At 73.3% G+C, this 25,475-nt stretch carries 26 protein-coding genes; 12 read left to right on the forward strand and 14 right to left on the reverse strand.

Features of this window, described 5'->3' with window-relative positions:
- Positions 1-10 precede the first annotated feature (10 nt).
- The 4 genes from AB0L34_RS02255 to AB0L34_RS02270 are packed head-to-tail and all read right to left on the reverse strand — an operon-like array spanning position 11 to position 5,702.
- Positions 11-1,879: an ABC transporter ATP-binding protein gene (locus AB0L34_RS02255; RefSeq protein WP_363701168.1), complete on the reverse strand. Its 1,869-nt coding sequence runs from the start codon at positions 1,877-1,879 to the stop codon at positions 11-13.
- Complete coding sequence (locus tag AB0L34_RS02260) at positions 1,876-3,696, reverse strand: ABC transporter ATP-binding protein (RefSeq protein WP_363701170.1); 1,821 nt, start codon at positions 3,694-3,696, stop codon at positions 1,876-1,878. Before AB0L34_RS02260 ends, AB0L34_RS02255 begins: the two co-directional genes overlap by 4 nt.
- A 48-nt stretch (positions 3,697-3,744) precedes the next feature.
- Entirely contained in the window at positions 3,745-4,245 is a 501-nt protein-coding gene (locus AB0L34_RS02265; RefSeq protein WP_363701172.1) for a methylated-DNA--[protein]-cysteine S-methyltransferase, read from the reverse strand.
- On the reverse strand, positions 4,242-5,702 hold the full coding sequence (locus AB0L34_RS02270) for an AlkA N-terminal domain-containing protein (RefSeq protein WP_363701174.1): 1,461 nt from the start codon (positions 5,700-5,702) through the stop codon (positions 4,242-4,244). The genes AB0L34_RS02265 and AB0L34_RS02270 overlap by 4 nt, the downstream gene beginning before the upstream one ends.
- A gap of 142 nt (positions 5,703-5,844) precedes the next feature.
- On the opposite strand from AB0L34_RS02270, the gene AB0L34_RS02275 reads away from it, so the two are divergent.
- Entirely contained in the window at positions 5,845-6,327 is a 483-nt protein-coding gene (locus AB0L34_RS02275) for a hypothetical protein (protein ID WP_350703931.1), read from the forward strand.
- Between the two features lie 51 nt (positions 6,328-6,378).
- Positions 6,379-7,113 carry a peptidase E gene (locus tag AB0L34_RS02280; RefSeq protein ID WP_363701176.1) on the forward strand — a complete coding sequence of 245 codons (735 nt, stop codon included), beginning with the start codon at positions 6,379-6,381 and terminating at the stop codon, positions 7,111-7,113.
- Positions 7,114-7,116: 3 nt separating this feature from the next.
- Here the strand turns inward: AB0L34_RS02280 and AB0L34_RS02285 are convergent, their stop codons facing one another.
- Entirely contained in the window at positions 7,117-7,677 is a 561-nt protein-coding gene (locus tag AB0L34_RS02285) for an exonuclease (protein ID WP_363701178.1), read from the reverse strand.
- A gap of 133 nt (positions 7,678-7,810) precedes the next feature.
- Between AB0L34_RS02285 and ychF the strand changes: the two genes are divergently transcribed.
- On the forward strand, positions 7,811-8,896 hold the full coding sequence (gene ychF / locus AB0L34_RS02290; RefSeq protein WP_350703927.1) for a redox-regulated ATPase YchF: 1,086 nt from the start codon (positions 7,811-7,813) through the stop codon (positions 8,894-8,896).
- Positions 8,897-9,124: 228 nt separating this feature from the next.
- On the opposite strand, the gene AB0L34_RS02295 is transcribed toward ychF, so the two are convergent.
- The gene (locus tag AB0L34_RS02295; RefSeq protein WP_363701180.1) at positions 9,125-9,991 is read right to left on the reverse strand and encodes an SDR family oxidoreductase; all 867 of its coding nucleotides are present in this window, start codon (positions 9,989-9,991) and stop codon (positions 9,125-9,127) included.
- A 117-nt stretch (positions 9,992-10,108) separates the two neighbouring features.
- On the opposite strand from AB0L34_RS02295, the gene AB0L34_RS02300 reads away from it, so the two are divergent.
- From AB0L34_RS02300 to AB0L34_RS02320, 5 genes are all read left to right on the forward strand, one after another.
- Positions 10,109-10,723, forward strand: coding sequence for a TetR/AcrR family transcriptional regulator (locus AB0L34_RS02300; RefSeq protein WP_363701182.1), 615 nt, complete (start codon positions 10,109-10,111; stop codon positions 10,721-10,723).
- 87 nt (positions 10,724-10,810) lie between these two features.
- Entirely contained in the window at positions 10,811-11,272 is a 462-nt protein-coding gene (locus AB0L34_RS02305; RefSeq protein ID WP_363701184.1) for a hypothetical protein, read from the forward strand.
- Positions 11,259-11,819 (forward strand): DUF3995 domain-containing protein, encoded by a 561-nt coding sequence (locus AB0L34_RS02310; RefSeq protein WP_363701186.1) that lies wholly within the window; start codon positions 11,259-11,261, stop codon positions 11,817-11,819. Before AB0L34_RS02305 ends, AB0L34_RS02310 begins: the two co-directional genes overlap by 14 nt.
- Positions 11,816-12,820, forward strand: a complete 1,005-nt coding sequence (locus tag AB0L34_RS02315; protein WP_363701188.1) for a hypothetical protein — start codon at positions 11,816-11,818, stop codon at positions 12,818-12,820. The genes AB0L34_RS02310 and AB0L34_RS02315 overlap by 4 nt, the downstream gene beginning before the upstream one ends.
- Before the next feature lie 341 nt (positions 12,821-13,161).
- Positions 13,162-13,317, forward strand: a complete 156-nt coding sequence (locus tag AB0L34_RS02320; protein ID WP_363701190.1) for a hypothetical protein — start codon at positions 13,162-13,164, stop codon at positions 13,315-13,317.
- Here AB0L34_RS02320 and AB0L34_RS02325 read toward each other — a convergent pair.
- Complete coding sequence (locus AB0L34_RS02325) at positions 13,310-13,672, reverse strand: PH domain-containing protein (RefSeq protein WP_350679409.1); 363 nt, start codon at positions 13,670-13,672, stop codon at positions 13,310-13,312. The genes AB0L34_RS02320 and AB0L34_RS02325 overlap by 8 nt on opposite strands.
- Positions 13,673-13,835: 163 nt before the next feature.
- Positions 13,836-14,720, reverse strand: a complete 885-nt coding sequence (locus AB0L34_RS02330; protein WP_363701219.1) for a LysR family transcriptional regulator — start codon at positions 14,718-14,720, stop codon at positions 13,836-13,838.
- 86 nt (positions 14,721-14,806) lie between these two features.
- On the opposite strand from AB0L34_RS02330, the gene AB0L34_RS02335 reads away from it, so the two are divergent.
- Positions 14,807-15,169: a DUF1801 domain-containing protein gene (locus AB0L34_RS02335; RefSeq protein WP_363701192.1), complete on the forward strand. Its 363-nt coding sequence runs from the start codon at positions 14,807-14,809 to the stop codon at positions 15,167-15,169.
- A complete protein-coding gene (locus tag AB0L34_RS02340; RefSeq protein ID WP_363701194.1) occupies positions 15,166-15,558 on the forward strand; it encodes a VOC family protein in 393 nt (130 codons plus the stop codon). The genes AB0L34_RS02335 and AB0L34_RS02340 overlap by 4 nt, the downstream gene beginning before the upstream one ends.
- On the opposite strand, the gene AB0L34_RS02345 is transcribed toward AB0L34_RS02340, so the two are convergent.
- Entirely contained in the window at positions 15,555-15,875 is a 321-nt protein-coding gene (locus AB0L34_RS02345) for a 4a-hydroxytetrahydrobiopterin dehydratase (RefSeq protein WP_363701196.1), read from the reverse strand. The two genes, AB0L34_RS02340 and AB0L34_RS02345, sit on opposite strands and share 4 nt — an antisense overlap.
- Before the next feature lie 183 nt (positions 15,876-16,058).
- Between AB0L34_RS02345 and AB0L34_RS02350 the strand changes: the two genes are divergently transcribed.
- A complete protein-coding gene (locus AB0L34_RS02350) occupies positions 16,059-16,499 on the forward strand; it encodes a (deoxy)nucleoside triphosphate pyrophosphohydrolase (RefSeq protein WP_357455575.1) in 441 nt (146 codons plus the stop codon).
- A gap of 76 nt (positions 16,500-16,575) precedes the next feature.
- On the opposite strand, the gene AB0L34_RS02355 is transcribed toward AB0L34_RS02350, so the two are convergent.
- From AB0L34_RS02355 to AB0L34_RS02375, 5 genes are all read right to left on the reverse strand, one after another.
- Positions 16,576-17,673 carry a succinate dehydrogenase/fumarate reductase iron-sulfur subunit gene (locus tag AB0L34_RS02355; RefSeq protein ID WP_357455578.1) on the reverse strand — a complete coding sequence of 366 codons (1,098 nt, stop codon included), beginning with the start codon at positions 17,671-17,673 and terminating at the stop codon, positions 16,576-16,578.
- Positions 17,673-19,622 (reverse strand): fumarate reductase/succinate dehydrogenase flavoprotein subunit, encoded by a 1,950-nt coding sequence (locus AB0L34_RS02360; protein ID WP_357455581.1) that lies wholly within the window; start codon positions 19,620-19,622, stop codon positions 17,673-17,675. Before AB0L34_RS02360 ends, AB0L34_RS02355 begins: the two co-directional genes overlap by 1 nt.
- A 13-nt stretch (positions 19,623-19,635) precedes the next feature.
- A complete protein-coding gene (locus tag AB0L34_RS02365; protein ID WP_350703904.1) occupies positions 19,636-20,442 on the reverse strand; it encodes a hypothetical protein in 807 nt (268 codons plus the stop codon).
- 384 nt (positions 20,443-20,826) lie between these two features.
- Complete coding sequence (locus AB0L34_RS02370; protein ID WP_363701199.1) at positions 20,827-22,281, reverse strand: metallopeptidase TldD-related protein; 1,455 nt, start codon at positions 22,279-22,281, stop codon at positions 20,827-20,829.
- Between the two features lie 186 nt (positions 22,282-22,467).
- Positions 22,468-23,904 (reverse strand): TldD/PmbA family protein, encoded by a 1,437-nt coding sequence (locus AB0L34_RS02375; protein ID WP_363701201.1) that lies wholly within the window; start codon positions 23,902-23,904, stop codon positions 22,468-22,470.
- Between the two features lie 388 nt (positions 23,905-24,292).
- Between AB0L34_RS02375 and AB0L34_RS02380 the strand changes: the two genes are divergently transcribed.
- Positions 24,293-25,348 carry an ABC transporter ATP-binding protein gene (locus AB0L34_RS02380; RefSeq protein WP_350704163.1) on the forward strand — a complete coding sequence of 352 codons (1,056 nt, stop codon included), beginning with the start codon at positions 24,293-24,295 and terminating at the stop codon, positions 25,346-25,348.
- Positions 25,349-25,475 lie beyond the last annotated feature (127 nt).

Here is a 25,475-nt window from a genome sequence, read left to right on the forward strand (position 1 = left end):
GGACCGTGGCTCACACCAGCGAGTCGCGCCACTGCCGGTGCAGGGCGGCGTAACGGCCGCCGGCGGCGGCGAGCCGGCCGGGCGGGCCGTCCTCGACGATCCGGCCGCCGTCGAGCACCAGCACCCGGTCGGCCGTCTCCACGGTGGAGAGCCGGTGCGCGATCACCAGGGCGGTGCGGTCGCGCAGGACGGTGCCGAGGGCGCGCTGCACCAGCCGCTCGGTCGGCACGTCCAGCGAGGAGGTCGCCTCGTCCAGGACCAGCACCGCCGGGTCGGCCAGGAACGCCCGGGCGAACGCGACGAGCTGCCGCTGCCCGGCGGAGAGCCGGCCGCCGCGCCGGTGCACCTGCGTGGCGTACCCCTCGGGGAGGGCCGCGATGAAGTCGTGCGCGCCGATCGCCCGGGCGGCGGCCTCCACGGCGGCGTCGTCGGCGCCGGGACGGCCGAACCGGATGTTCTCCGCGACCGTCCCGCCGAAGAGGTGGGTCTCCTGGGTCACCAGCACCACCGCGCGGCGCAACTCGGCGTCGGCGACCTCGCGCAGGTCGACGCCGTCAAGGCTGACCGTGCCGGCGAGCGGGTCGTGGAACCGGGCGAGCAGCCTGGCGACGGTCGACTTGCCGGCGCCGGTCGGCCCGATCAACGCCACGGTCTGCCCGGCCGGGACGGCGAGGTCGAGCCCGGCGAGAATGGGCGCGTCCGGGCGGTAGCCGAAGGTGACCGCGCGGAAGGCGACCGCCCCGCGCCCCGGCCCGGCGGGCAGCGGCACGGGCCGGGCCGGCTCGGCCACCGAGGGCCGCTCGTCGAGCACCCCGGCCAGTTTCTCCAGGGCCGCCGTGGCCGACTGCAACGAGTTGTAGAACTGGCTCAGCTCCTGCATCGGCTCGAAGAACCGTCGCAGGTAGAGCAGGAACGCGGCCAGCACCCCGATCTCGGTCGCCCCGCCGAGCACCCGCCAACCGCCGTAGCAGAGCACCACCGCCACGGTCACGTTGCCGATCACCTTGATCCCCGGCGAGTACGTCGCCATCAGCCGGAACGCGTGCCGGCTCGCCACCCGGTAGTCGTCGTTGACCGCCGCGAAGATCCGCTGGTTGCGCGGCTCCCGGCGGAACGCCTGCACCGCCCGGATGCCCCGCATCGACTCCACGAAGTGGACGATGACCAGCGCCACGGTCTCCCGGGTGCGCCGCCACGCGTCCGCCGACGCGCGCGCGAACCAGCGGGACAGCCAGAACAGGAACGGGAACGCGAGCAGGGTCACCGCGGCCAGCGGCGGGTCCAGCCAGAGCAGGATGCCGGCCACCGACAGGATCGACAGCACCGCCAGCACCAGGCCGTCGATGCCGCCGCCGACCAGTTCCCCGATCGAGTCCAGGTCGCTGGTGAGCCGGGAGACCATCCGGCCGGAGGTGTACCGCTCGTGGAACGCCACCGACAGGCGCAGGAAGTGGCCGTACACCCGCTGGCGGAGGTCGAGCAGGATGGCCTGGCCGATCCGCGCGGAGAGGGTGAGGAACCCCCGGCGGGCGGCGTACTCGACGACGGCGGCGGCGGCGAACGCGGCGGCGACGGCCAGCAGCGGGCCGGGCTCGCCGGCCCGCAGCGGCGCGATGGCCCGGTCGATGCCGAGCATGACGAGGTACGGCCCGGCCATCGCGGCGGCGTTCTGGCCGAGCAGCAGCGCGACGGCCAGCCCGAGCCGGCGCCGGTGCGGGCGCAGCAGGTCGCGCAGCAGCACCCGGCTGCGGGCCCGGAGCCGGGCCACCGCCTCCGGCGTGGTGTCCTCGGCGTGGCTGCGGTCGGCGTCGGGGTCGGTGGCGACGCCGCGCCACCGGGCGAGGTCCGCCCCGCCCGGGTGGGCGGCCCCGCCGGTCACGACCGCACCAGGCCGCGACCGTCGGGCGGCGCCGGGGCGGGCTCGGCGGAGAGCACCGCGCGGTACGCCGGCACGTCGGCGAGCAGTTCGGAGTGCCGCCCGACGGCGGTGATCCGGCCCCCCTCCAGCAGCGCCACCCGGTCGGCGAGGGCGATCGTGGAGGGCCGGTGGACCACCAGCAGCGCGGTCGTGCTGCGCAGCACCCGCTTCAACGCGGCCTCCACCAGCGCCTCGGTGTGCACGTCGAGTGCGGAGAGCGGGTCGTCCAGCACGAGCAGCGCCGGCCGGCCGAGCACCGCCCGGGCCAGGGCCAGCCGCTGGCGTTGCCCGCCGGAGAGCGACAGCCCCTGCTCGCCCACCCGGGTGGCCAGCCCCCACGGCAGCTCGTACGCGAAGTCCGCCTGGGCCAGCGTGAGGGCGGCCCGGACCTCGTCCTCCCCGGCCTCCGGCCGGCCCAGGGTGAGGTTCTCCCACACCGACATGGAGAACAGCGTCGGCTCCTCGAAGGCCACCCCGACCAGCCGGCGCAGCGAGGACAGCCGCAGGTCGCGCAGGTCGTGCCCGTCCAGGGTGATCCGGCCACCGGTCACGTCGTGCAGCCGGGGCACCAGGGAGAGCAGTGTGCTCTTGCCGCAGCCGGTCGCCCCGACCAGCGCCACGGTCTCGCCCGGCTCGACGGTCAGGTCGACCTCCCGCAGCACCGGCGTCGCGGTGCCCGGGTAGCGGAACGAGACCCGCTCGAAGCGCAGCCGGCCGCGCACCTCGCCGCGGCCCAGGGCGACCGCGCCCGGGGCGTCCACGATGGCGGGTGGGCTGTCCAGCACCTCCAGCACCCGGTCGGCGGCGGTCGCCGCCTCCTGGCCGTTGGCGACGATCCAGCCCAGCGACTGCACCGGCCAGATCAGCATCAGCTGGAGGCTGACGAACGCGACCAGCTCGCCGATGGTCAGCACGCCCCCGGCGGTGGCCGCCGCGCCGGCCACCAGCACCACGCCCAGGGTCAGGTTCGGCACCAGGTCGAGCAGGGCGGAGGTGCGGGCCAGCAGCCGGCCCTTGCCGACCCCGGTGTCGTGCAGCGCCCGGGCGTCGGCCGCGAACCGGGCGGCCAGTTCCCGCCCCCGCCCGTACGCCTTCATCGTGCGCAGCCCCTGCGCGGTCTCCTCGACCAGCGTGGCCACGTCGCCCTGCTGGTCCTGCATCCGGCGGGAGGCGGCGTGGTAGCGCCGGGCGAAGCGCCGGGTGATCAGGAACAGCGGCACCGCGCTCGCCGCCACCAGCAGCCCCAGCGCGGGGTGCAGCCGGATCAGCAGCGCCACCACGGCCAGGTAGGTCACCAGGTTGAGGACCAGGAAGAACAGGCCGAAGGAGAGGAACCGGCGCAGCACCGAGAGGTCGCTGGTGATCCGGGACAGGAGCTGGCCGGACTGCCACCGGTCGTGGAAGCTGGCCGGCAGCCGCTGCAGGTGGGCGTAGACGTCGGCGCGGATCGCCGCCTCGATCCGCATCGAGGACGACGACTGCACCCAGCGCCGGATGAAGATCAGCAGCGCCTCGACCAGGCCGAGCAGCAGCGCCAGCCCGGCCAGCCGGAACAGCCCGGCCGGGTCCTGCCGGGCGACCGGGCCGTCCACCACCCGCTGCGTCACCAGCGGTACGGCGATGCCCGCCCCGGTGGCGGCGAGCCCGGCCAGCAGCAGCCAGCCGAACTCGGCCGCGTGGGGGCGCAGGTAGTGGCGCAGCCGCCAGAGGTTGCGCAGCGGATGCGGGCCGGCCTCGACCCCCCGGGGAGCCGGGTTGCCGTCGCCGTCCGCAGGCACTACCCGACGGTAGCGGCAAACGGGTGCGGCGCCGCTGTCAGCTTCCCGTCACGGCCGCTCGTGCCCGAGAAGCCACTTCTTCACGTCCAGCCCCCAGCGGTAGCCGCCGAGCGTCCCGTCGGTGCGCAGCACCCGGTGGCAGGGGACGAACAGGGCGACCGCGTTGCGGGCGCAGGCCGCCGCGGCGGCCCGTACGGCCGCGGGGCGGCCGGCCAGCCCGGCGAACCCGGTGTAGGTCACCGGATCACCCGGCTTCACCTCGCGCAGCACCTGCCAGGCGTGCGCCATGAAGACGCCGCCGGTGTGCTGCTCCACCGGCACGGTGTCGATCGCGGTCAGCTCGCCGTCCAGGTAGGCCGCGACGGCGGCGGTGACCGGACCGAGGTCGACCCGGCGCCGCAGCGGGGCCCGCAGCGTCGGGTGCACCAGGGGGAGCAGGTGCTCGGGTTCGCCGGTGAAGCCCGCCGCCCGGACCGCCCCGTCCGGGCCGGCCACGATGCTGAGCGGTCCGCCGGGGGTGTCGACGACGGTGCTGTCGTTCATGCTCATGCTGCTCTCCAGAGTCGGATCACCGCGTACGAGCGCCAGGGGCGCCAGCGGTCGGCGTACGCGTCGAGGGTCTTCGGGTCGTCGGGCAGGCCGAGGGCGGCGGCGCCCCGGCGTACCGCGAGGTCGGTGGGGAGGAGGACGTCCGGGTCGCCGAGGGCGCGCATCGCGACGTAACCGGCGGTCCAGGGGCCGATCCCGGGCAGCGCCAGCAGCCGCCGGACGCTCTCCTCCCGGTCCCCGCCGGGCGCCAGGTCCAGCGACCCGTCGGCGACGGCCCCGGCCAGGGCCCGGATCGTCGCCCGCCGCCCCGCCGGCATCCCGAACACCTCGTCCGGCGCCCCCAGCACCTCCTCGGCGGTGGGGAAGCCGGCCAGCCACGGCCCGGGCCCCTCCCCGGTGTCGGAAGGGTCGGGGACGGGCGGACGGAGATGGTCCAGCAGGCGGGTGAGGGTGGTGCGGGCCGAGCGGACGGAGACCTGCTGGCCGACGATCGCGCGCAGGGCCATCTCGAAGCCGTCGACCGACCGGGGGAGGCGGATGCCCGGCTCGGCGGCGACCGCCCCGGCCAGGGCCGGGTCGGCGGCGAGGGTGCCGTCGACGGCGACCGGGTCGGCGTCGAGGTCGAGCAGGCGGCGGCAGCGGGCCACCGCGGGGGCCAGGTCGCGCATGTCGGTGAGCCGCAGCGTGGCGCTCACGTGCCCGTCCGCCGGGGTCAGGGTCGCCTCGCCCGGGCCGTGCGGCAGCCGCAGGCCCCGGCGGTACGTCCCGTCGCGCACCTCCTCGACACCGGGCAGCGCGCGCAGCGCGAGGAAGTCCAGCAGCGCCCCCGCGTGCAGCGGCGGGCGGTACGCGAGCCGCAGCGTGATGGTGCCCGCCCCGCCCGGCGCGGCGCACCGGCCGCGGGCGGTACGCAGCTCGGACGGGGCCGTCCCGTACACCTCGCGGACCGTGTCGTTGAACTGCCGGACGCTGCCGAACCCGGCGGCGAACGCGATCTCCGCCATGCCCAGGCCGGTGGTCTCGATCAGGGTGCGGGCGGTCTGCGCGCGCTGCGCCCGGGCCAGGGCGAGGGGGCCGGCGCCCATCTCCGCCCGCAGCATCCGGTGCAGGTGCCGCTCGGTGTAGCCGAGCCGGGCGGCCAGCCCCGGGATGCCGTCCCGGTCGACGACCCCGTCGGCGATGAGCCGCATCGCCCGGCCGACCACGTCCGCCCGGACGTCCCAGTGCGGGGAGCCGGGGGCCGCGTCCGGCCGGCACCGCCGGCAGGCGCGCAGCCCGGCGCCCTGGGCCGCCGCGGCGGAGGGGAAGAACCGGACGTTCTGCCGCTTCGGCGTCATCGCGGGGCAGGACGGCCGGCAGTAGATCCCGGTCGAGGTCACGCCGGTGTAGAACCAGCCGTCGAACCGCTGGTCGCGGCTGTCGACGGCCCGGTAGCACCGCTCGAAGTCCAATTCCACGTCACCGATGATGCCCCTGCTCGGCGCCCTCGGCTCGCGGAAATCGGACGCGGCCGTGCGGGTGGGAACGGGACGTCCGGCGCGGAAAGTGTCGGTTGTGGCCGGTACCGTCCGGGCCACCAACTCAAGAAGGGGTGCGGCAATGGCGAGCGTGGCGGGTCGGGAAGCGGCGTCGACACGGGACGGGCACCCCCCGCTGGACGACGCGGTGGTGCAGGGCTTCTACGACCGGATGCGCGCGGTCGCCCCGTCCGCCGTCGGCGCGATCGAGCGGGACCGGGCCGGTGACCCGGGTCGGGCGTTCGGCGACACCGCCTGCGGTCGGCTGGTGCGTTCGCTGGACGCCGACGGGCTCCGCGCGCTGGGCATGTGGGTGCACCACTGGTGCATGCGCTTCTACGACGACGACACCCGGGTGGCGCTGCGCCTGGTCCGGGAGATCGCCGGCCGTCCCGGGCTGGGCTGGACGGCCGACGAGGTGCGCTGGATGCTCCGCGAGTCGTACGCGGCGGGTCCCGCCGCCGAGGCCCGCTTCACGTTGCCGCTCGCCGCCGCCGGGGCACTGGCCCCGGGCGCCCTGCGGATCGAACCGGTCGTCCCGCGCCAGCCCGGCCCCCGCGACTGACCGACGGCGCGGCAGGATGGGCGGCGGCCGACAACCGACGGAAGGACGACCGTGCCCGCCAGCGAACCGACCATCCTCGCCACCAGCATGGGCATCTACGCTCCTCGCCACGAGGGCGGGGCCCGGCGGGTCAACCCCGTCTTCGACCTCGCCGCCGAGCTGGCCGGGGCCGGGCCCGAGCCGAGGCTCTGCTTCCTCAACCAGGCCGAGGGCGACCAGCCGACCACGCTGGCCCGGGTCTACGAGGCGTTCGCCGGCAGCCGGTTCCGGATGACGCACCTGGCGCTCTTCCCGATGCCGAACGTCGACGACATCCGCGCCCACCTGCTCGCCCAGGACGTCGTCTGGGTGGGCGGCGGCAGCGTCGCCAACCTCTGCGCGGTGTGGCGGGTGCACGGCCTCGGCGAGATCCTGCGGGAGTGCTGGGAGGCCGGCGTCGTGCTGGGCGGCGTCTCCGCCGGCTCGATCTGCTGGCACGCCGGCGGCGCCACCGACAGCTTCGGCACCACCCTGCGCGGCTTCACGGACGGGCTGGGCTGGCTGCCCTACGGCAACGGCGTGCACTACGACAGCGAGGAGCAGCGCCGGCCGCTGATGCACCGGCTGGTCGGCGACGGCACGCTGCCGACCGCGCACTGCACCGACGACGGCACCGGCCTGCTCTACCGGGGCGAGCGGCTGGTCGAGGCGGTCGCGGACCGTCCGGGCGTCTGCGCGTACGAGGTCAGCCGCGGGCCGGACGGCAGCGTGCGGGAGACCCCGATCGGGCCGCGCCTGCTCGGCTGACTCCTACCGCTCCCGGCCGCGGCGACGCAGGGCCGCGTCGAAGACCTGGGCCAGCTCGGCGGCGTCCTCCCCGGCGTGGTGGGTGTGCGGCACGTCGGTCAGGCCCAGCTCGTGCTTGATCGTGCCCTTGCGGGTCCGCACCCACTCGCAGCCGGTCAGCCCCATCCAGTAGCTGCGCAGGTCGACACCGGAACCGGTGGCGCCGAACGGGCTGTGCCCGACGAACCGGGTGAAGTACCAGTGCACGAACATGCCGTCCCAGACGGCCGGGGCGGCGAGGAACACCGGACGGCCGATCTCGCGCAGCCCGTTGACCCATCTCGCGGCGGCGCCCATCGCCTCCTCGGCCGGGGGCGCCTCCCGGAGCAGCCGGTCCCGGTCCAGGCCGGAGACGGCGAGCGCGGCCGGCACGAACTCGTCGGAGATCGGCTTCAGCTCGGTGTAGAAGGTCAGCTCGGGGTGGCCGGCGACGGCCATGCCGAGCGAGATCATGCTGTACGGCCCGGGGATCGGCCCGTCCGCCTCCACGTCGACCGCGACGTACAGCTCCGGCAGCCGGCTCATCCCGCCTCCTTGGGGTCGCTCGCGCGGAACCGTGGCACCGTAACAACGGTCGGGCGCTCTCCGGCGGCTGTTTTCCGCCGGTGCGGAACCTGCCTGTCCACGGGCGGCGGCGAACGGCGTAAGCTGGCTCGTCGTGAGTCTCACCATCGGCATCGTCGGCCTGCCCAACGTCGGCAAGAGCACCCTGTTCAACGCGCTGACCAAGAACGACGTGCTCGCGGCGAACTACCCGTTCGCCACCATCGAGCCCAACGTCGGCGTTGTCGGGCTGCCGGACGAGCGGCTGCACAAGCTCGCCGAGATCTTCAGCTCGCAGAAGGTGCTGCCCGCCCCCGTGTCGTTCGTCGACATCGCCGGCCTGGTGCGCGGCGCCTCCAAGGGGCAGGGCCGGGGCAACGCGTTCCTGGCGAACATCCGCGACGCCTCGGCGATCTGCCAGGTGGTGCGGGCCTTCTCCGACCCGAACGTGGTGCACGTCGACGGCAAGGTCTCCCCGGCCGACGACATCGAGACGATCAACACCGAGCTGATCCTCGCCGACCTCCAGACCCTGGAGAAGGCGGTGCCGCGGCTGGAGAAGGAGGCCAAGCTCCGCAAGGACCGGGCCGCCGCGGTGACCGCCGCCAAGAAGGCCGTCGAGCTGCTCGACACCGGCGTCACCCTCTACGCGGGTGCCAAGGACGCGGGCATCGAGCTGGAGCACCTGCGCGAGCTGCACCTGCTCACCACGAAGCCCTTCCTGTACGTCTTCAACGTCGACGAGGCCGAGCTGGGCAACGCCGAGTTCCTCGACGAACTGCGCGCCCTGGTCGCCCCGGCCGAGGCCGTCTTCATGGACGCCAAGATCGAGTCCGAGCTGGTGGACCTGCCCGAGGAGGAGGCCCGCGAGCTGTTGGAGTCGATCGGTCAGCAGGAGCCGGGCCTGGACCAGCTCGTCCGGGTCGGCTTCCGCACGCTCGGGCTCCAGACGTACCTCACCGCCGGCCCCAAGGAGGCGCGGGCCTGGACCGTCCCGGTCGGCGCGACCGCGCCGGAGGCCGCGGGGGTCATCCACTCCGACTTCCAGCGCGGCTTCATCAAGGCCGAGGTGGTCTCCTACGCCGACCTGGTCGCGGCCGGATCGATGGCGGCGGCCAAGGCGGCGGGCAAGGTCCGCATCGAGGGCAAGGAGTACGTGATGCAGGACGGCGACGTCGTGGAGTTCCGCTTCAACGTCTGATCCGGCGCGTTTCCCCAGTCCAGGAAGGTGTGCCCTCGCTCTGGGACACCGGGGGCGCAACCCCACACGCCGAGGTCCGCTCCTCGCCGACGGCCGCCGGCGCACGTCCGGCGAGATCGCCGCTGCGGCCGGCGTCGTCGAGGCGTACGGCGTGGTCCAGCTTCTCGTGCAGCTCGCCCAGGTCAGGGCCGCCTGACCTGGGCGCCGCAACCTCCTCGCCACGACGGCTCAGGTCAGCGCGGCCCCCGGTGCCGGGACCGCCTTCTCGGCGGCGCGACTCACCTCTTCCCACCCCGCCCAGGTGTCCATGCGTCGCTTCGAGATGTCGAAGGCGAGGTCGTAGACCATGCTGCCGAGCAGCAGTCGCAGCGGCGGGTCGTCGCTGGCGACCAGCGTCATCAGGGCCTCGGCCGCCAGCCGTGGCTCGCTGTCGATGGACCCCTCGGCCCACTGCTTCGCCAGTTCGGCCCGCAGCGGGTCGTAGGCGGGGTGCGGGGTGGTCGCCCTGCTGCTGGTGTAGAGGTCCGTCCAGTAGCCGCCCGGCTGGACGATGGTGACCTTGACGCCGAACGGGGCGGCCTCGGCGGCCAGTGCCTCGCTCATGCCCTCCAGTGCGAACTTGCTCGCGCTGTAGAGCCCTGTGCTGGGAAAGCCGCCGAGCGCGCCGATGCTGGAGATCTGCACGATGTGCCCGGCGCCCTGGGTGCGCAGGTGTGGCAGGACGGCCTGGCTGACCCAGAGCGCGCCGAAGAAGTTGAGGTCCAGCTGCGCGCGGGCCTCGGCTTCGGTGAACTCCTCCACCATGCCGGCGAAGAGCGCCCCGGCGTTGTTCACCACGATGTCGAGCCGGCCGAAGTGCCGCACCGCCCGGGCGACGACGTCGACGACCGCCTCGCGGTCGGTGACGTCGAGGCGCAGTGCCAGCAGCCGGTCGGGGTGTCGGGCGGCGAGGTCGTCGAGCGGCGAGACGTCGCGGGCGGCACCGACGACGCGGTCTCCGGCGGCGAGCGCGGCCTCGGTGAAGGCGCGGCCGAGGCCACGGCTGGCCCCGGTGATGAACCAGACCCGGGATGCGGCGGTGCCTGAGGTTTCCATGGGGAGTCCTTCCGTCAGACGAGACGAACCGTCTCGTCTCGCTGTTGGAGGCGACTCTACCCGATCGGGCCCGACTGTCAAGACGGACCGTCTCGTCTCTCTGGTTAGATTGGACCCGTGCCCACGCAGAAGGTCGCCCCCGACGCCAGCCGCCGCAGCCAGACAGCGCGGCGAGCCATCCTCGCCGCCGCCTTCGACCTCGTCGGCGAGGTGGGGTACGCGAAGCTCAGCATCGAGGGCATCGCCGCCGCCGCCGGCGTGGGCAAACAAACCATCTACCGCTGGTGGCCCTCGAAGGGCGCGCTGCTGTTCGACGCCTTTCTCGCGCTCACCACGGAGGGGCCGGACGGCCGGGGTGGCGCGCTGCCCGACACCGGCGACCTGGCGGCCGACCTCAAGGTGGTCCTGCGGGCGACCGTCGCGGAACTGAACGACCCGCGCTACGACCAGCCCATGCGCGCCCTGCACACCGAGATCGTCCACGATCCCGCCCTGGCCGCCGACTACGCGAAGCGGTTGGACGAGCCCATGCGGGAGCTGAAGAAGGAGCGCCTGCGCGCCGCCCAGCGTGCGGGGCAGTTGGCCGAGGACGTCGAACTCGACGTGGCCGTCGACATGTTGTTCGGGCCGGTGCTCAACCGGTGGCTCCAGCGCACCGGCCCCCTGACCCCGGAGTACGCCGACCGGGTGGTGGACACGGCGCTGCGCGGCCTCCGGCCACGCGACCGGTAGCCACCCCTCGCTGCTCCCACCCGCGAGGGAGAAGGTTCCCTCATCGACGGGAGGGGGCGGGGGTCCACCGCCAATACCGTCGTATCCATGGTCAATAGTGTTCGCCCCCGGCGATGGCCGGCGTACGCCCTGGCGGTCCTGTTCCTCGGGTACGCCGCGGGGAAGGCCGTCTTCGCCGCCCAGTCCCGGCTCGGGTTCCCGGGTGGCCCGGTCGTGTCCGCCGCCGAGCACGAGAGCTACGCCCGCGACGTCATGGGCGTGGCCACCGCACAGTGGTCGGCCACCGTCACCGGGTTGTTGGCCGCGTGCCTCGCCGTCGCCACGGTGACGACGCTGGGGCGCCGGGTGCCGAGGACGGTGATGCTGCTGGCGCTGGCCGGCATGCTGCTGGCCGTCGGGGCCGGCGCCATGATCATGGTCGTGGACGGCTTCGTCGGCATCGGTGTGGGCTGGCAGTGGTACCACGCGATCCTCGGGCTCGTCGTGATCGGGCTGCTCCTGGAGACGATCCGGTCCTACGCGACGGCGACGAAGCGTGTCGCGGCCTGATCGCGCGCGCTGGGGCGCGTACGGGGCGGCGGCCTGCGCCGCGGCCTACGGCTCGATGAAACTCGCGCAGGCGCTGGGGGCCAACGCGCTCGCCGACAAGGATCCGCTGCCCCCGGAGCTGCGGGACCGGCTGCTCGCGCGTGACCCGCTGTTCGTGGCGAGCCACTGGGCGTTGGCCACCGCCGCCGTGGTCGGCGTCGTGGTCGCGCTGGCCACGCTGCGGCCCTGGCGGGCGGCCCTCCCGCGCCGCCTGCTGCTCGCGATCGCCGGGACTCTGGGGGTCTTCATGATTGCCCGGTCGATCGGGGTGCTGGGGTTCGGCTTCGTCGGCGACACGCTGCTGCTGACCGGAGTCCGCCCGCCGTCGGCCGAACACGCCGCGCTGGCTCGCGAACTGGCACGGTGGGACCTGCTGCTGTGGTCGCCGTTCTTCCTGCTCTGGGGGGTGTGCTGGACGGTGGCGGGCTGGCGGCTGCACCGAATGTCCACTGTGACCGGTGGTCCGGCGTCGGCGGTGGACGCGGTGCGCCCTACCATCTCGTCATGATCACTCCGCCGTTGGCACGCGACGTGCTCGCCCGCTACCCCGGGCTGGAGAAGCTCGGCCGCACGGCCACCCGGCTGCACCCCCGTCGCGGGGCGGTCACGGCCACCGAGAGCCACGTCGGAGGGCCGCTGCTGTGGCCGGCGGACGAGCCCTGGCCCACCTGCGCCACGCCGTGCATGGTGCAGGAGGAGGTGCCGATCCCGGCCGAGCTGTTGGCCCGGATGCGGGAGGCGGAGAGCCGCCGTACGGTGGCGCACGTACTGGCCGACGGTGAGATCGAGCTGCACGAGGAGCTCGCCCGGCTGGTCGGCCCGGGGTTCAGCGGTTGGGGTTCGGTGAACGGCGGCCCGACGGTGGGCTACCGGTACGGGCCGCGACCCCACCCCCGGCCGAACCCGATGGTGGCGCTGGCGCAACTGCGCGCGGCGGACGTCCCCGACCTGCCCCGGCCCGGCGGGGCGGACCTGTTGCAGGTGCTGTGGTGCCCGTTCGAGCACGACACGCCGCCGTGGGGGCCGATCGTGGAGCTGCGGTGGCGGCGGGAGGCGGACGTCACCGCCACGCTGACGGAGCCGCCGCGCGGTGAGACCGGGACGGAAGGGTACGTGCCCCAGCCGTGCCGGCTGCACCCGGAGCAGATCGTCGAGTATCCGTACATCGAGGAGCTGCCGGCCGAACTGCGGGAGCTCGCCGAGGCGGACGAGGAGTACCTCGACACCTTCATGGCGCCCGGGTGGAAGGTCGGCGGGTACGCCCGGTGGAGCCTCACGGACCTGCTCCCGACGCCGTGCCCCCGCTGCGCCGGTCCCACCACGCTGGCCCTCGTCATCGACTCCGCCGAGGGCGGGGCCGACCGGTGGCGCCCGACCCGCGCGGACGGCGCCCCGGACGACGACGACCCGTACGAGCCGACCGGCGTGGTCGTCGGTCGCTATGGCGCGCTGCGCATCTTCGTGTGCCTGACCTGCCCGGACGTGCCGTTCCTGCTCGACCAGCAGTGAGGCCTGCGGTGTCGACGGCTGTCCGGGCCGACCCCCACCGGGCGGCTGCCGCGCGAACGCCTGGCCGAGCGCATCCGCAACCTGCTCTCGTCGCAGAACATGTGCGCGCTTGCCACCGCCGGGCCGGACGGCCGGTCCCTGGTCGGGAACGGCGCGGACCGCTGGGGTGCCGCCGTCCCCTTGGGGCGACGAGGAGGTGCGACGGGCGAAACCTCGACGCCCCGGTGGCGCCGCTGGCTGCCATCCGTCGTCAAGGCGGGACGAGTGGAACACCATGGGTGTCAAAGAGGTGCGTTGGCAGCCATGGTGTTCCACTCGCCGGAGTAGCGGGACAGGCCCCGTTGTCGCCTGCGGTCAGCCGCTGGCGGGGCGGTCCGCTCGACCTGATCGGCCGCCAGCACAGGCAGGGCGACCGTGACCTGGCCGCCACGCTGTTCTGCCGGGCTGCCGAGGCGGAGTGTCGCGCCCTGCTGGAGTGCGCCGACCAACTCAGCTGATGTGGTGGAGGATCACGTTGTGCACGTGGTGGCTCTTCTGGGCGCCGCGGAACTCCACCTCGTAGGTGTGCGTGCCGACGTGGATCGCGATCGCGCCGGTGGAGAAGAACGAGCCGCCCCAGGACTTGTTGCTGACCACGCTGACGCTCGTGATCTTCGAGTACGGGATGCTGGTGATGGCGTACCGCTTGCCGACGAAGGAGCGGTCCTGGATGATCACGCGCCGGTCGGTCAGGCCGATGAATCCCGTGCCCGTGCCGACGGCGTCGTAGACGGCGATGATCTGTTCCCCGTGGAGCAGGCCGCTCTGGATCTGCTGGAACTGCTCCTTGCGGTCGTACGTCGCGTTGGCCATGACCTCACGGTAGGCCGGGCGTGCCAGCCCAAGATCACTCTCGGCGTGCCAGGACGAGGAACTCGCCGTCGCCCGGCCCACCGGCTCTCCGCCCCAGCCGCCGTGAATCCGCTCGACTGCGAGCCCGGCGGCCCGCGACGACCCGCGCCGAACGTGGCGCGGGTCAGCGTACGTTCGCGTCGGTCGCGGCCCGGACGAACTCGCGGACCCGGGCCGTGGTGTTGCTCTCCCGCCAGACCAGGCCGCGCCGGATCGGGGGCGCGTCGCGGATCGGCACGTACGCCACGTCGGGGCGGGGGTAGTAGCGCCGGGTGTGCTCGCCCACGGGCAGCACGCCCCGCCCCATCGCGACCAACGTCAGCATCTCCGAGAAGGTGTTGCCGGCCGGCCCCTTCGGCACCGGCCGCCCCGACGGGGTGTGCTCGGGCGTGCGGTCGCGCTTGAACTCCGCCGAGGTCACCGCCGGGTACTGCACCACCGGGTGGTCGCCGAGCACCTCCAGGGAGACGGACTCCTGCCGGGTCAGCGGGTGCCCCGCCGGCACCGCGAGCACCCGCTCCTCCTCCAGCAGCGCCGGCCCGCAGGCCATCCCGTCGAATGGGTACGCGGCCATCAGGATGTCGATCGAGCCGTCGACCAGGCTCGGCCGCGAGTTGAAGAGTTGGACCTCGTGCACCTCGACCTGGCAGTCCGGGTGGCGCTGCGCGAACAGGGCGACGGCCTTGAGCAGCACCGGGGCGGTCCACTCGCCGAGGAAGGCGACCCGTAGCCGCCCGGTGACGCCCCGCCCCGCCTCGACGGCCCGGCGTACCGCCTCGTCCATGCCGACGACCAGCGGCGCCAGGTCGTCGGCGAGCTGCCGGCCGATGGGGGTGAGCTGCACGACCCGGCTGGTGCGGGCGAACAGCGGGGCGCCGATGCGACGTTCCAGCTTCTTGACCACGTGGCTGATCCGCCCGGTCGTCACCCGCAGGCGTTCGGCCGTCCGGCCGAAGTGCAACTCCTCGGCGAGCGTCAGGAAGGTCTCCAACTCGTGGCGTTCCAGCACGTCGGTGTCCCGTCGTTGAATCCGGCTCAACGATCGTAGTGTGATCGCGTCTTGGTCGGCCGGGCCGGTCGGCGCATCGTGGGGGCATGGAAAAGACGACAGTGACCGACTACCTGGCGGGCCTCGACGCCCCGCTGCGGGAGATCGGCGAGAAGCTCCTCCCCGTCATCGAGGCGGCGCTGCCGGGCGCGACCGGGGCGGTGTGGCACGGCCACCCGGTCTGGGGCCTCGGCGACCGGCCGGGCCGGCGACCCGTCTGCCTGGTGAAGGCGTACGCCGCGTACGTCACCTTCGGGCTGTGGCGCGGGCGGGAGATCACCGACCCGTCGGGGCGGCTCGTCCCTGGTGCCCGGCAGATGGCCGCGGTGAAGCTGCGGACCCTCGCCGACGTCGACCCGGCCCTGTTCACCGACTGGCTGCGCCAGGCCCACGACCTGGAGGCGAAGTGAGCGCGGTGCGGGTCACGGGCTTCGACCACCTGGTGCTCAACGTCTCCGACGTCGAGCGGGCGCTGGGCTTCTACTGCGACGTGCTGGGCCTGGCCCCGGTGCGGGTCGACGAGTGGCGGGCCGGCAAGGTCCCGTTCCCGTCGGTACGCGTCAGCCCGGAGACCATCATCGACCTCGTCCGTCGGGACCGGGGCGAATCCAACGTGGACCACTTCTGCCTGGTGGTGGAGCCGCTGGACTGGCAGCGCGTCGTCGACGCGGGCGTGTTCACGGTTCTGGAGGGGCCGGTGGGCCGGTTCGGCGCGCGCGGCAGCGCCACCTCCCTCTACGTGCGGGACCCGGACGGCAACTCCGTCGAGCTGCGCTGGTACCCCCAGGACGCCGATTAGCCGGCGCGTAGGTCAGGGTGGGTGACCGCGCGGTACGCGTCCTCGATGCGCGCGGCCAGCAGCACCTCGCGCTCGGTCAGCGGGGCGTTGCCGTGCCCGACCTTGATGTGCGTGTGGTCGGCGCGGCGGCTGATCTCGGGCCGCAGGTGCAGCGCGTCGGCGACCACCTTCACCCGCTCGGTGAGGGCCGCGTGCTGCGTGTCGTCGATCACGAGGGTCCGTCGGATCTGCTCACCCTCCCGGGTCCAACCGGTGAGCAGGGTGAGGGCGTCGCTGAGGTAGTCGTGCTTCGCCCGGCCGTTGAACAGCACGCGCATCACCGCACCTCCCAGGCGCCGTTGCCGGCTTGTGGCCAAATCGTCGCCGTCCCGTGTCTTGTCGGTGCCCTCTAGTCTGTCGTCGCACGGTGGGTGTGTCCACGCCCACACTTCCGTGTTCTCCTGCCCTGACGGTCGGCCACGCTACCCAAACCGCCGATTGATCTGGCACGCTGGACGCCCGTGCGGACCGAACGGGCTAACGGCGGCGGGCAGGCCGAACGACGGGATCTGAGGGTCGTCGTCGGGGCGGCGATCATCAGGAACGGCAGGGTGCTCGCCTGCGCCCGGGCCGCCCCGCCCGAGGTGGCGGGCATGTGGGAGTTCCCCGGCGGCAAGGTGGAGCCGGGCGAGAGCGAGACCGCCGCGCTCGTCCGCGAGTGCGCCGAGGAACTCGCCGTACGCGTGGAGATCGGCGACCGGGTCGGCCGCAACGTCCGGATGGCGCACGGCCGCTCCGTGCTCAAGGTGTACGCGGCCCGCCTCCTGCACGGCGACCAGCCGCAGGCGCTGGAGCACTCGGCACTGCGCTGGCTCTCCGCCGACGAGTTGGACAGCGTCACCTGGCTGCCGGCCGACGCCCCCATCGTCGCCGCCCTCCGCCCGATCCTCGCGCCCGGCTGAGCCGAAGCGGACACCCGGGCGGAAACGGGACGGGGGCCGGCGGCAACAGCCGCGGCCCCCGTCATCGTCGACGCCCTCAGTGCTTGTCCTGCTCCGGGTGGGCGAAGTTCAGGTGCTCCGGCGGCAGCGGGAAGGTCACGTCCTCGCCGAACGGCGACGGCGCCGCCGCCCGGTCGAAGGTGAGCTCCGTCAGCGGAAGCCTGCCGTGGGTGTCCACGGCCGGCGCCGTCGGCTTCGGCACCTCGCGGTGCCAGTTGACGCCGCGCTGCGCCTGCACCTCGGACTGCGGGTCGTGCGAGCCGCCCGCGTGCGAGTGCACGCCCCCGTGGGCCGCGCTGCCGTGCACCGCACCGCTGGCGTGCCCGCTGGTCACGATGGTCTGAGGCACCTGACCCCTCCGGAAGATCTTGCTACCAAGCCACACGAGGGGATCGTACCTGCGGTCGACGACCCGCTCCTTCATGGGGATGATCCCGTTGTCCGTGATCTTGATGTGCTCCGGGCAGACCTCGGTGCAGCACTTGGTGATGTTGCAGAATCCGAGGCCCTGTTCGGCCTGCGCGTACTCCTTGCGGTCGGTCCTCGCGTCGAGCGGGTGCATGTCCAGCTCCGCGGCCCGGATGAAGAACCGCGGCCCGGAGAACGCCTGCTTGTTCTCCTCGTGGTCCCGGATCACGTGGCAGACGTTCTGACAGAGGAAGCACTCGATGCACTTGCGGAACTCCTGCGAGCGCTCCACGTCGACCTGCTGCATCCGGTACTCGCCAGGGGCCAGGTCGGCCGGCGGCGCGAACGCCGGGGTCTCCCGCGCCTTCTCGTAGTTGAACGAGACGTCGGTGACCAGGTCCCGGATGACCGGGAAGGTGCGCAGGGGGGTGACCGTGACCGTCTCGTCCTCCGTGAAGGTGGACATCCGGGTCATGCAGCTCAGCCGCGGCTTGCCGTTGATCTCCATCGAGCAGGAGCCGCACTTGCCGGCCTTGCAGTTCCACCGGCAGGCCAGATCCGGGGCGTCGGTTGCCTGGAGCCGGTGGATGACGTCGAGGACCACCTCGCCCTCGTTCACCTCGACCATGTAGTCCTGCAGGTCGCCGCCGTTCTCGTCGCCGCGCCAGATGCGGAACTGGCGCTTGGCGCCGGGCTTGCCGGCCCCGGGGGACTTCTGCTCCGCCATTACTTGCCCGCCTCCTCGGCCTCGGCGTCGGCGACGAGGGCGTCGAACTCGGCGAGCTCCTCGTCCGTGAGGTACTTGGCCAGCTCCGCGCGGTCGAAGAGGCCGATCAGCTCCGCGCGCATCTTCGGCAGCGGCTTGCGCTCCAGGCGCACGGTGTCGCCGTCCAGCGAGCAGACCAGGTTGACCCGGCGCCACATCGGGTCCATCGCCGGGTAGTCCTCCCGGGTGTGGCCGCCGCGCGACTCCTGCCGCTCCAGCGCCGCCTTCGCGGTGCACTCCGAGACCACCAGCATGTTGCGCAGGTCCAGCGCCAGGTGCCAGCCAGGGTTGTAGCGGCGGCCGCCGCTCGCGCTGACCTTGGCCACCCGCTCGCGCAGCTCCGCCAGCCGGCTCAGCGCGTCGGCCAGCTCGCCCTCGCGCCGGATGATCCCGACGAGGTCACCCATCACCGCCTGGAGGTCCTGCTGGAGGGTGTACGGGCTCTCGCCGGTGTCCCGCTGCAACGGTGCCAGCGCGGTCTCCACCGCGGCCTCCACCGCCGCGACGTGGACCTTCGGGCGGGCCGGCAGGCTGTCGGCGTACGTGGCGGCGTGGCCGCCCGCGCGCTTGCCGAAGACCAGCAGGTCGGACAGCGAGTTGCCGCCGAGCCGGTTGGAGCCGTGCATGCCGCCGGAGACCTCACCCGCGGCGAAGAGCCCCCGCACGGTGCCGTACGCGGCGCCCGAGTCCGGGTCCACCTCCACGCCGCCCATCACGTAGTGGCAGGTCGGGCCGACCTCCATCGGCTCCTTGGTGATGTCGACGTCGGCCAGCTCCTTGAACTGGTGGTACATCGACGGCAGGCGGCGGCGGATCTCCTCGGCCGGCAGCCGGGAGGCGATGTCCAGGTAGACGCCGCCGGCGGGGGTGCCCCGGCCGGCCTTGACCTCGCTGTTGATCGCCCGGGCCACCTCGTCGCGGGGCAGCAGCTCCGGCGGGCGCCGGTTGTTGTCCGGATCCTTGTACCAGCGATCCGCTTCGGCCTCGTTGTCCGCGTACTGCTTGCGGAAGACGTCGGGGACGTAGTCGAACATGAACCGCTTGCCGTCGGAGTTCTTCAGCACGCCGCCGTCGCCGCGCACCGACTCGGTGACCAGGATCCCCTTCACCGACACCGGCCAGACCATGCCGGTCGGGTGGAACTGGAGGAACTCCATGTTGATCAGCGTCGCGCCGGCGCGCAGGGCCAGCGCGTGCCCGTCCCCCGTGTACTCCCAGGAGTTCGAGGTGACCTTGTAGGAACGGCCGACGCCGCCGGTCGCCAGCACCACGGCCGGCGCCTCGAAGAGGACGAACTCGCCGGACTCCCGGTAGTAGCCGAACGCCCCGGCGACCCGGTCGCCGTCGAGCAGCAACTCGGTGATGGTGGTCTCGGCGAAGACCTTGATCCGGGCGTCGTACGAGCCGTGCTCCCGCTTGTCCTCCTGCTGGAGGGAGACGATCTTCTGCTGGAGGGTGCGGATCAGCTCCAGGCCGGTCCGGTCACCGACGTGCGCCAGGCGCGGGTACTCGTGGCCGCCGAAGTTGCGCTGCGAGATCTTCCCGTCCTTGGTGCGGTCGAAGAGCGCGCCGTACGTCTCCAGCTCCCAGATCCGCTGCGGCGACTCCTTCGCGTGCAGCTCGGCCATCCGGAAGTTGTTGAGGAACTTGCCGCCGCGCATGGTGTCGCGGAAGTGCACCTGCCAGTTGTCCCGGCTGTTCACGTTGCCCATCGCGGCGGCGGCGCCGCCCTCGGCCATCACCGTGTGCGCCTTGCCGAAGAGCGACTTCGAGATGATCGCGGTCTTCTTGCCGGCGAGCCGGGCCTCGATCGCCGCGCGCAGGCCGGCGCCGCCGGCCCCGATCACGACGACGTCGTAGTGGTGTCGTTCGATTCGCGTGGTAGACGTGTGGTGGTGAGGATTGGTCATGTCAGGGGGCCCTCTAGTTGATGAACCGCAGGTCGTTGAACCAGCCCGCCGCGACCGCCATGACGTAGAAGTCCGTCAGGGCCAGGGTGCCGAGGGTGATCCAGGCGAGCTGCATGTGCCGGACGTTCAGGGCGGAGATGAAGGTCCAGGCCCGGTAGCGCACCGGGTGCTTGGAGAAGTGCTTGAGCCGCCCGCCGATGATGTGCCGGCAGGAGTGGCAGGAGATCGTGTACGCCCACAGCATGACCACGTTGCCGAGCAGGATGATGTTGCCCAGACCGAACCCGAAGCCCTTCGGCGAGTGGAAGGCCAGGATCGCGTCCCAGGTGTTGATCAGCGAGATGACGGCGGCGGCGTAGAAGAAGTAGCGGTGCAGGTTCTGGCCGAGCAGCGGGAACCGGGTCTCGCCGCCGTAGGACTGGTGCCCGTCCGGCACCGCGCACGCGGGCGGCGACAGCCAGAACGACCGGTAGTACGCCTTGCGGTAGTAGTAGCAGGTGAGGCGGAACAGCAGCAGGAACGGCAGGGTCAGCGCGGCGTCCGGGATGATCCACCAGCCGGGCAGGAAGCTGCCGAAGTGCGAGGAGCCCTCGACGCACCGTTCGGTGACGCACGGAGAGTAGAACGGGGTCAGGTAGTGGTACGCGTCGACCCAGTAGTAGTCGTGCATGAAGACCCGGACCGTCGCGTACGCGACCCACGCGCCGAGCCCGATCACGGTGAGCAGCGGGGCGAGCCACCAGCGATCGGTACGCAACGTCTTCGCCGCGATGGCGGCGCGTGCCCGCGCTCCCCGCGGCCTCGTTGCCGTTGATGTCATTCGAGTCGTCTCCCTGACGGGGCCCGCACGCGCGGGCGATCAGCTTCCGGTCGGCACGCGGACCGGCGAACCCGCACCCGCTTGCCACGTCATGCGCACACCAACGACCGCGCCGGCGATACGGCGCAGCTAAGTGACACACGTTACGCCGATCTTTGCGGGCCGTCCGCGCAAGGCAGTGTCCCGTGTGTCCCGGCCGGTGGAAAGCCCCGAACGATGATCGATGTCCGGATGTTAAGAACCTCACCGGTCGCCTGTCCGGCGTACGCGCGCGACTCACCCGGAAGCGTCGCCGGCCCGGAGTCCGTCGTGGAGCGGGCCGCCGGGCTCCGTCGTGGAGCGGGCCCGCCGGGCCGGGCTCCGATCCGTGCAGCGGGCCGCGGGTCAGCCGGAGGCGCCGCCCGTGAAGTTCCAGGAGGCCAGTCGCAGCGGCGGGGCCTCCCACCAGACGCCGTCCGTCCGGTCCGGCTGGCGTACCGCCCGGCTGCCGACGCCGAGCACCGCGCCGGGACCGAGGGCGCGGGGGTAGGACTCGGTGAAGCGCAGGTCGCGGACCGCCCGGGTCACCACGCCGTCCTCCACCAGCCAGACGCCGTTGCGGGTCAGGCCCGTGACGACCAGGCTCTTCGGATCGAGCACCCGGGTGTACCAGAGGTCGCTGACCAGCAGCCCCCGCCGCACCCGACCGACCAGCCCGGCGGTGTCCCCGTCGACCACCGCACCCGGCACGCCGCCGCCCGCGCCCGCCGTGCCCGGCCCGGCGGAGCCCGTCGCGTCGGCGCCCGACGTCGCTGCCGGCCCGCCGCCCGTGGCTCCGGCACCCGTCGGCCCGGCCGCGTGCAGGCGCAGGTTGCGGGGCATCGGGCCCCACGTCGCGGCACCGGCCAGCGCGTGCCCGGTCGAGGCCGCGCCGGCCTCGGCGGCGGTGCGCCGGTCGTGCGCCACCGCCCGGGTGGTGCCCGCCTCGACCAGGGTCACGGCGCGCCGGGGCGTGCCCTCGACGTCGAACGGCAGCCCGGAGCCGCCGAGCGGATCGTCGACCAGGGTGACCGCCGGGTCGAACTGGGACGCCCCCGGCTCGGCGAAGGACTGCCGCTCGGCGTACCGCTTGCCGTTGAAGCCGAACCAGGAGAGATTCTGGAGCAGGTCGGCGACGGCGGCCGGCTCCAGCACCACCTCGTAGCGGCCGGGCGGCAACTCGACCGGGTCGGCCGCGGCGCGCGCCTTGGCCGCGGCCCGGGCGCCGAGCGCGGCGCCGTCGATCTCGGCCAGCCGGTCGGCGCAGAACCGGGCCACGCCGTCGGAGCCGCCGGTGCGGGCGATGCCGTCCATCGCCGCCTCGGCGGCGCGGCCCGACGCGGAGTGCCCGGCCGAGTTGGCGAACGCGGAGGAGCGGTGCGCCGTGCGGCAGTAGCCGGCCGCCTCCAGCCCGCCGGCCGCCGCCACGAACGCGCGCACCAGCTCGGCCCGCTCGTCCGGCTCGGCGTACGCGGTGGCCTCGTCGAAGGTCGCGGCGGTGGGCGCCGGCGCCGACGGGGCGAGACCCGGCCAGGCCGGGTCGGGCGGGCAGAGCCGCGCCGCGGCGAGGGTGCGCTCGACCAGCGCGCGTAGCCCGTCGGCGGTGACCACGCTGCCGCTGCCGGCGGCCGTGCGCCCGCCGACGTGCAGCCGCAGCCGGACCTCGACGCCGGACTCGGCCACGTTCTGGTGGATGAACGAGTTGGCGAACCGGGTCAGCGCCAGGTCGGCCCGGGTGACCACCACCTCGGCCTGCGCGTCGGGCCCGCCGAGCCGGCGGACCAGCTCCACCACCTGACCGGCGATCTCCAGCTCACTCATGCGGCACCCCCTTCGTTCGCGGCTGCGGGACCGCTCGCTGCGCTCGCTCGTTCGTCGCGCTCGCCGTGTCGCCTTCGTTCGCGGCTGCGGGACTCGCTCGCTGCGCTCGCTCATTCCTCGCGCTCACCGTGTCGCCTTCGTTCGCGGCTGCGGGACTCGCTCGCTGCGCTCGCTCATTCCTCGCGCTCACGCACGAACTCCTACCCGGACGTTGCGGAAGCGGGCCGGCGCGGCCGGGTGGCCGGTGTGGCCGACCTGGCCGGGCTGGCCCTTGCCGCAGTTGGGCGTGCCCCAGGCGACGGTCTCCGAGGAGAGCATGTCCATCGAGCGCCAGAAGAGGGGACCGATGCCGGTGTAGGTGGGGTTGCGCAGCATCCGCCCGCGCCGGCCCTTCTTCACCTCCCAGCCGATCTCGCAGCCGAACTGGAAGTTGAGCCGCTTGTCGTCGATCGACCAGGAGCGGTTGACGTCCATCAGCACCCCGTCGTCGGTGGCGGCGACGATCTCCTCCAGGGTGTGCGGGCCGGGCTCCAGGCCCACGTTGGTCATCCGCACCATCGGCAGCCGGGCCCAGCCGTCGGCGCGTACGCTGCCGCCGTGGTCCAGGCCGGCGACGGCGGCCGAGTCCCGGCCGGCGAGCACGCCCACCCAACGCCCCTCGCGCACCGCGTCGCGCCTGACGGCCGGGGAGCCCTCGTCGTCGAAGCCGAAGCTGCCGAGCGCGCCGGGGATGGTGGGGTCGATCGTGATGTTCATGAGCTCGGAGCCGTAGCGCAGCGAGCCGAGCTGGGCCAGGTCCAACCAGGAGGTGCCGGCGAAGGCGGCCTCCCAGCCGAGGATCCGGTCCAGCTCGATGGCGTGCCCGACCGACTCGTGGATCTGCAGGGCGAGTTGCTCGCCGCCGAGGATGAGGTCGGTCTCGCCGGCGGGGCAGGGCGGCGCGGTGAGCAGCGCCCGGGCCTCCTCGGCGATCCGCGCCGCGTGCGCGGCCAGGTCGAGCGAGGTGACCAGCTCCCAGCCGGTGGTGCCGTATTGACCTCGGTAGCTCGGGTAGGAGCGGCGCTGGGTCTCCCCGTCACCGACGGCGGTGGCGGAGATGCCGCCGCCGCACTCGCGGATCCGCTGGTCGATCCGGTGCCCCTCGCTGGAGACGAACCACTTGGCCGTGTCCCAGACCTGGTAGAGGCCCTCGGCCACGTCGGCGCCGTGCTCCGCCATCGTCCGCGTGGCACCGACCAGCAGGTCGCCCTTGTCGGAGAGCGGCACGCCGAGCGGATCCACCACGCAGGGGGACGCCCAGCTCGCGGTCACCGCCGCGGCCGGCACCAGGTCGATCGGCGGCCCCGGGACCCGCGCGCTCGCCGCGGCGATCCGCGCGGCGCGCCGGCCGGCCTCGCGGGCGGCGGCGTCCGACAGGTCCGGTACGGCGTGGAAGCCCCAGCTCGACCCGACCAGCGCGCGGACGCCCAGCCCGATGCTCTCGTCCTGGGTCAGCTCCTCGATGTCGCCGTTGCGGGCCGACATGGACTCGTAGCGGCGGTGCATCACCCGGGCGTCGGCGTACCGGGCTCCCGCGTCGAGCGCGGCCTGCACCGCGGCGGCCGCCGCGTCGAACTCGGTCACGACGTCACGTCGCCGCGCTCTGTGCCGTCATGAGGCACCACCGGGCTGCGTTGATGAATCGCTCGCTGGAGCTCGCTCATGCGCCCGACCCTAGGCGAGTCCACCGACATCCGTCAGGCGAGCAGGTCCTCCGGCCGGATCGTGGCCCGTACGGGCTCGGTCAGCTCCGACTCGTCGCCGGCCCTGGTCACCGACCGCTCGACCTGGATGTGCTGGTGGGGGTGTCGGAGCCCGTTGCAGAGTCGTTACGCTGTGGCCCGCTGACAGCCCTCGTTTATGTAGCTTATTTTCACCCTCAGTGATTTCCTGTAGGTTCTCTTCGTCACTGAGGGAGGCGGTCGTGGACAGTCCGGAGTCGGCGTCGTCCGGGGAACCGGGCCGCCCCAGCGTGCCGGAGCAGCGCTCCGGCCAGGACCCGTACCTGCGGGTGAGCGACCTGCGGGTCCGCTTCGACACCGAGGACGGCGTGGTGCGCGCGGTCGACGGGGTGTCGTTCGCGGTGGAGCGGGGGCGCACGCTCGGCATCGTCGGTGAGTCGGGCTCGGGCAAGAGCGTCACCTCGCTGGCCATCCTCGGCCTGCACAACGCCAAGCGGACCACCATCACCGGGGAGATCTCCGTCGGCGGGCGCCAACTGGTCGGCCTGCCGGAGGAGGAGGTACGCCGGCTGCGCGGCCGGGACATGGCGATGATCTTCCAGGACCCGCTGTCCGCGCTGCACCCGTACTTCACGGTGGGCAGGCAGATCGCCGAGGCGTACCGGGTGCACCACCCGAAGGCCGGCAAGCGCGAGGCCCGCCAGCGCGCGGTGGACATGCTGGGCCGGGTCGGCATCCCGCAGCCGGCCCGCCGCTTCGACCAGTACCCGCACGAGTTCTCCGGCGGCATGCGACAGCGGGCGATGATCGCCATGGCGCTGGTCAACGACCCGGACCTGCTGATCGCCGACGAGCCGACCACCGCCCTGGACGTGACCGTGCAGGCGCAGATCCTCGACCTGCTGGCCGACCTCCAGGCCGAGTTCCACTCCGCGATCATCATGATCACGCACGACCTGGGCGTGGTCAGCCAGGTCGCCGACGAGGTGCTGGTCATGTACGGCGGGCGGGCCGTCGAGCACGGCAGCGTCGAGCAGGTGCTCCGGCGACCGCAGCACCCGTACACCTGGGGCCTGCTCTCCAGCGTGCCCTCCCTGCACGGCGACGCGGACGCGGACCTGGTGCCGATCAAGGGCAACCCGCCCAGCCTGATCAACCTGCCGCCCGGCTGCGCCTTCCACCCGCGCTGCCGGTACGCCGGCCGCAACGGCGACCGCTCGCGCACCGAGGTCCCGGAGCTGCGCCCGGCGGGCGCGCCCGGCCACCTGGTGGCCTGTCACCTCTCCGCCGACGACCGGACCCGGTTGTACGCGGAGGACATCGCCCACGTGGGGGTTGCTCGGTGAGCGCGAGGAATGCAGCGGAGCGGAGTCCCGCAGTCGCGAACAAGGGTTGCTCGGTGAGCGCGAGGAACGCAGCGGAGCGGAGTCCCGCAGTCGCGAACAAGGGTTGCTCGGTGAGCGCGAGGAATGC

The sequence above is a fragment of the Micromonospora sp. NPDC052213 genome, from assembly GCF_040679695.1.
In the GTDB taxonomy this organism is placed as follows: domain Bacteria; phylum Actinomycetota; class Actinomycetes; order Mycobacteriales; family Micromonosporaceae; genus Micromonospora.

Coding starts and splice junctions, on each gene's coding strand:
- AB0L34_RS02265 (WP_363701172.1), bottom strand. CDS start 4,245: ATGAGCATGAACGACAGCACCGTCGTCGACACCCCCGGCGGACCGCTC.
- AB0L34_RS02275 (WP_350703931.1), top strand. CDS start 5,845: ATGGCGAGCGTGGCGGGTCGGGAAGCGGCGTCGACACGGGACGGGCAC.
- AB0L34_RS02285 (WP_363701178.1), bottom strand. CDS start 7,677: ATGAGCCGGCTGCCGGAGCTGTACGTCGCGGTCGACGTGGAGGCGGAC.
- AB0L34_RS02295 (WP_363701180.1), bottom strand. CDS start 9,991: ATGGAAACCTCAGGCACCGCCGCATCCCGGGTCTGGTTCATCACCGGG.
- AB0L34_RS02305 (WP_363701184.1), top strand. CDS start 10,811: ATGGTCAATAGTGTTCGCCCCCGGCGATGGCCGGCGTACGCCCTGGCG.
- AB0L34_RS02315 (WP_363701188.1), top strand. CDS start 11,816: ATGATCACTCCGCCGTTGGCACGCGACGTGCTCGCCCGCTACCCCGGG.
- AB0L34_RS02325 (WP_350679409.1), bottom strand. CDS start 13,672: ATGGCCAACGCGACGTACGACCGCAAGGAGCAGTTCCAGCAGATCCAG.
- AB0L34_RS02335 (WP_363701192.1), top strand. CDS start 14,807: ATGGAAAAGACGACAGTGACCGACTACCTGGCGGGCCTCGACGCCCCG.
- AB0L34_RS02345 (WP_363701196.1), bottom strand. CDS start 15,875: ATGCGCGTGCTGTTCAACGGCCGGGCGAAGCACGACTACCTCAGCGAC.
- AB0L34_RS02355 (WP_357455578.1), bottom strand. CDS start 17,673: ATGGCGGAGCAGAAGTCCCCCGGGGCCGGCAAGCCCGGCGCCAAGCGC.
- AB0L34_RS02360 (WP_357455581.1), bottom strand. CDS start 19,622: ATGACCAATCCTCACCACCACACGTCTACCACGCGAATCGAACGACAC.
- AB0L34_RS02365 (WP_350703904.1), bottom strand. CDS start 20,442: ATGACATCAACGGCAACGAGGCCGCGGGGAGCGCGGGCACGCGCCGCC.
- AB0L34_RS02370 (WP_363701199.1), bottom strand. CDS start 22,281: ATGAGTGAGCTGGAGATCGCCGGTCAGGTGGTGGAGCTGGTCCGCCGG.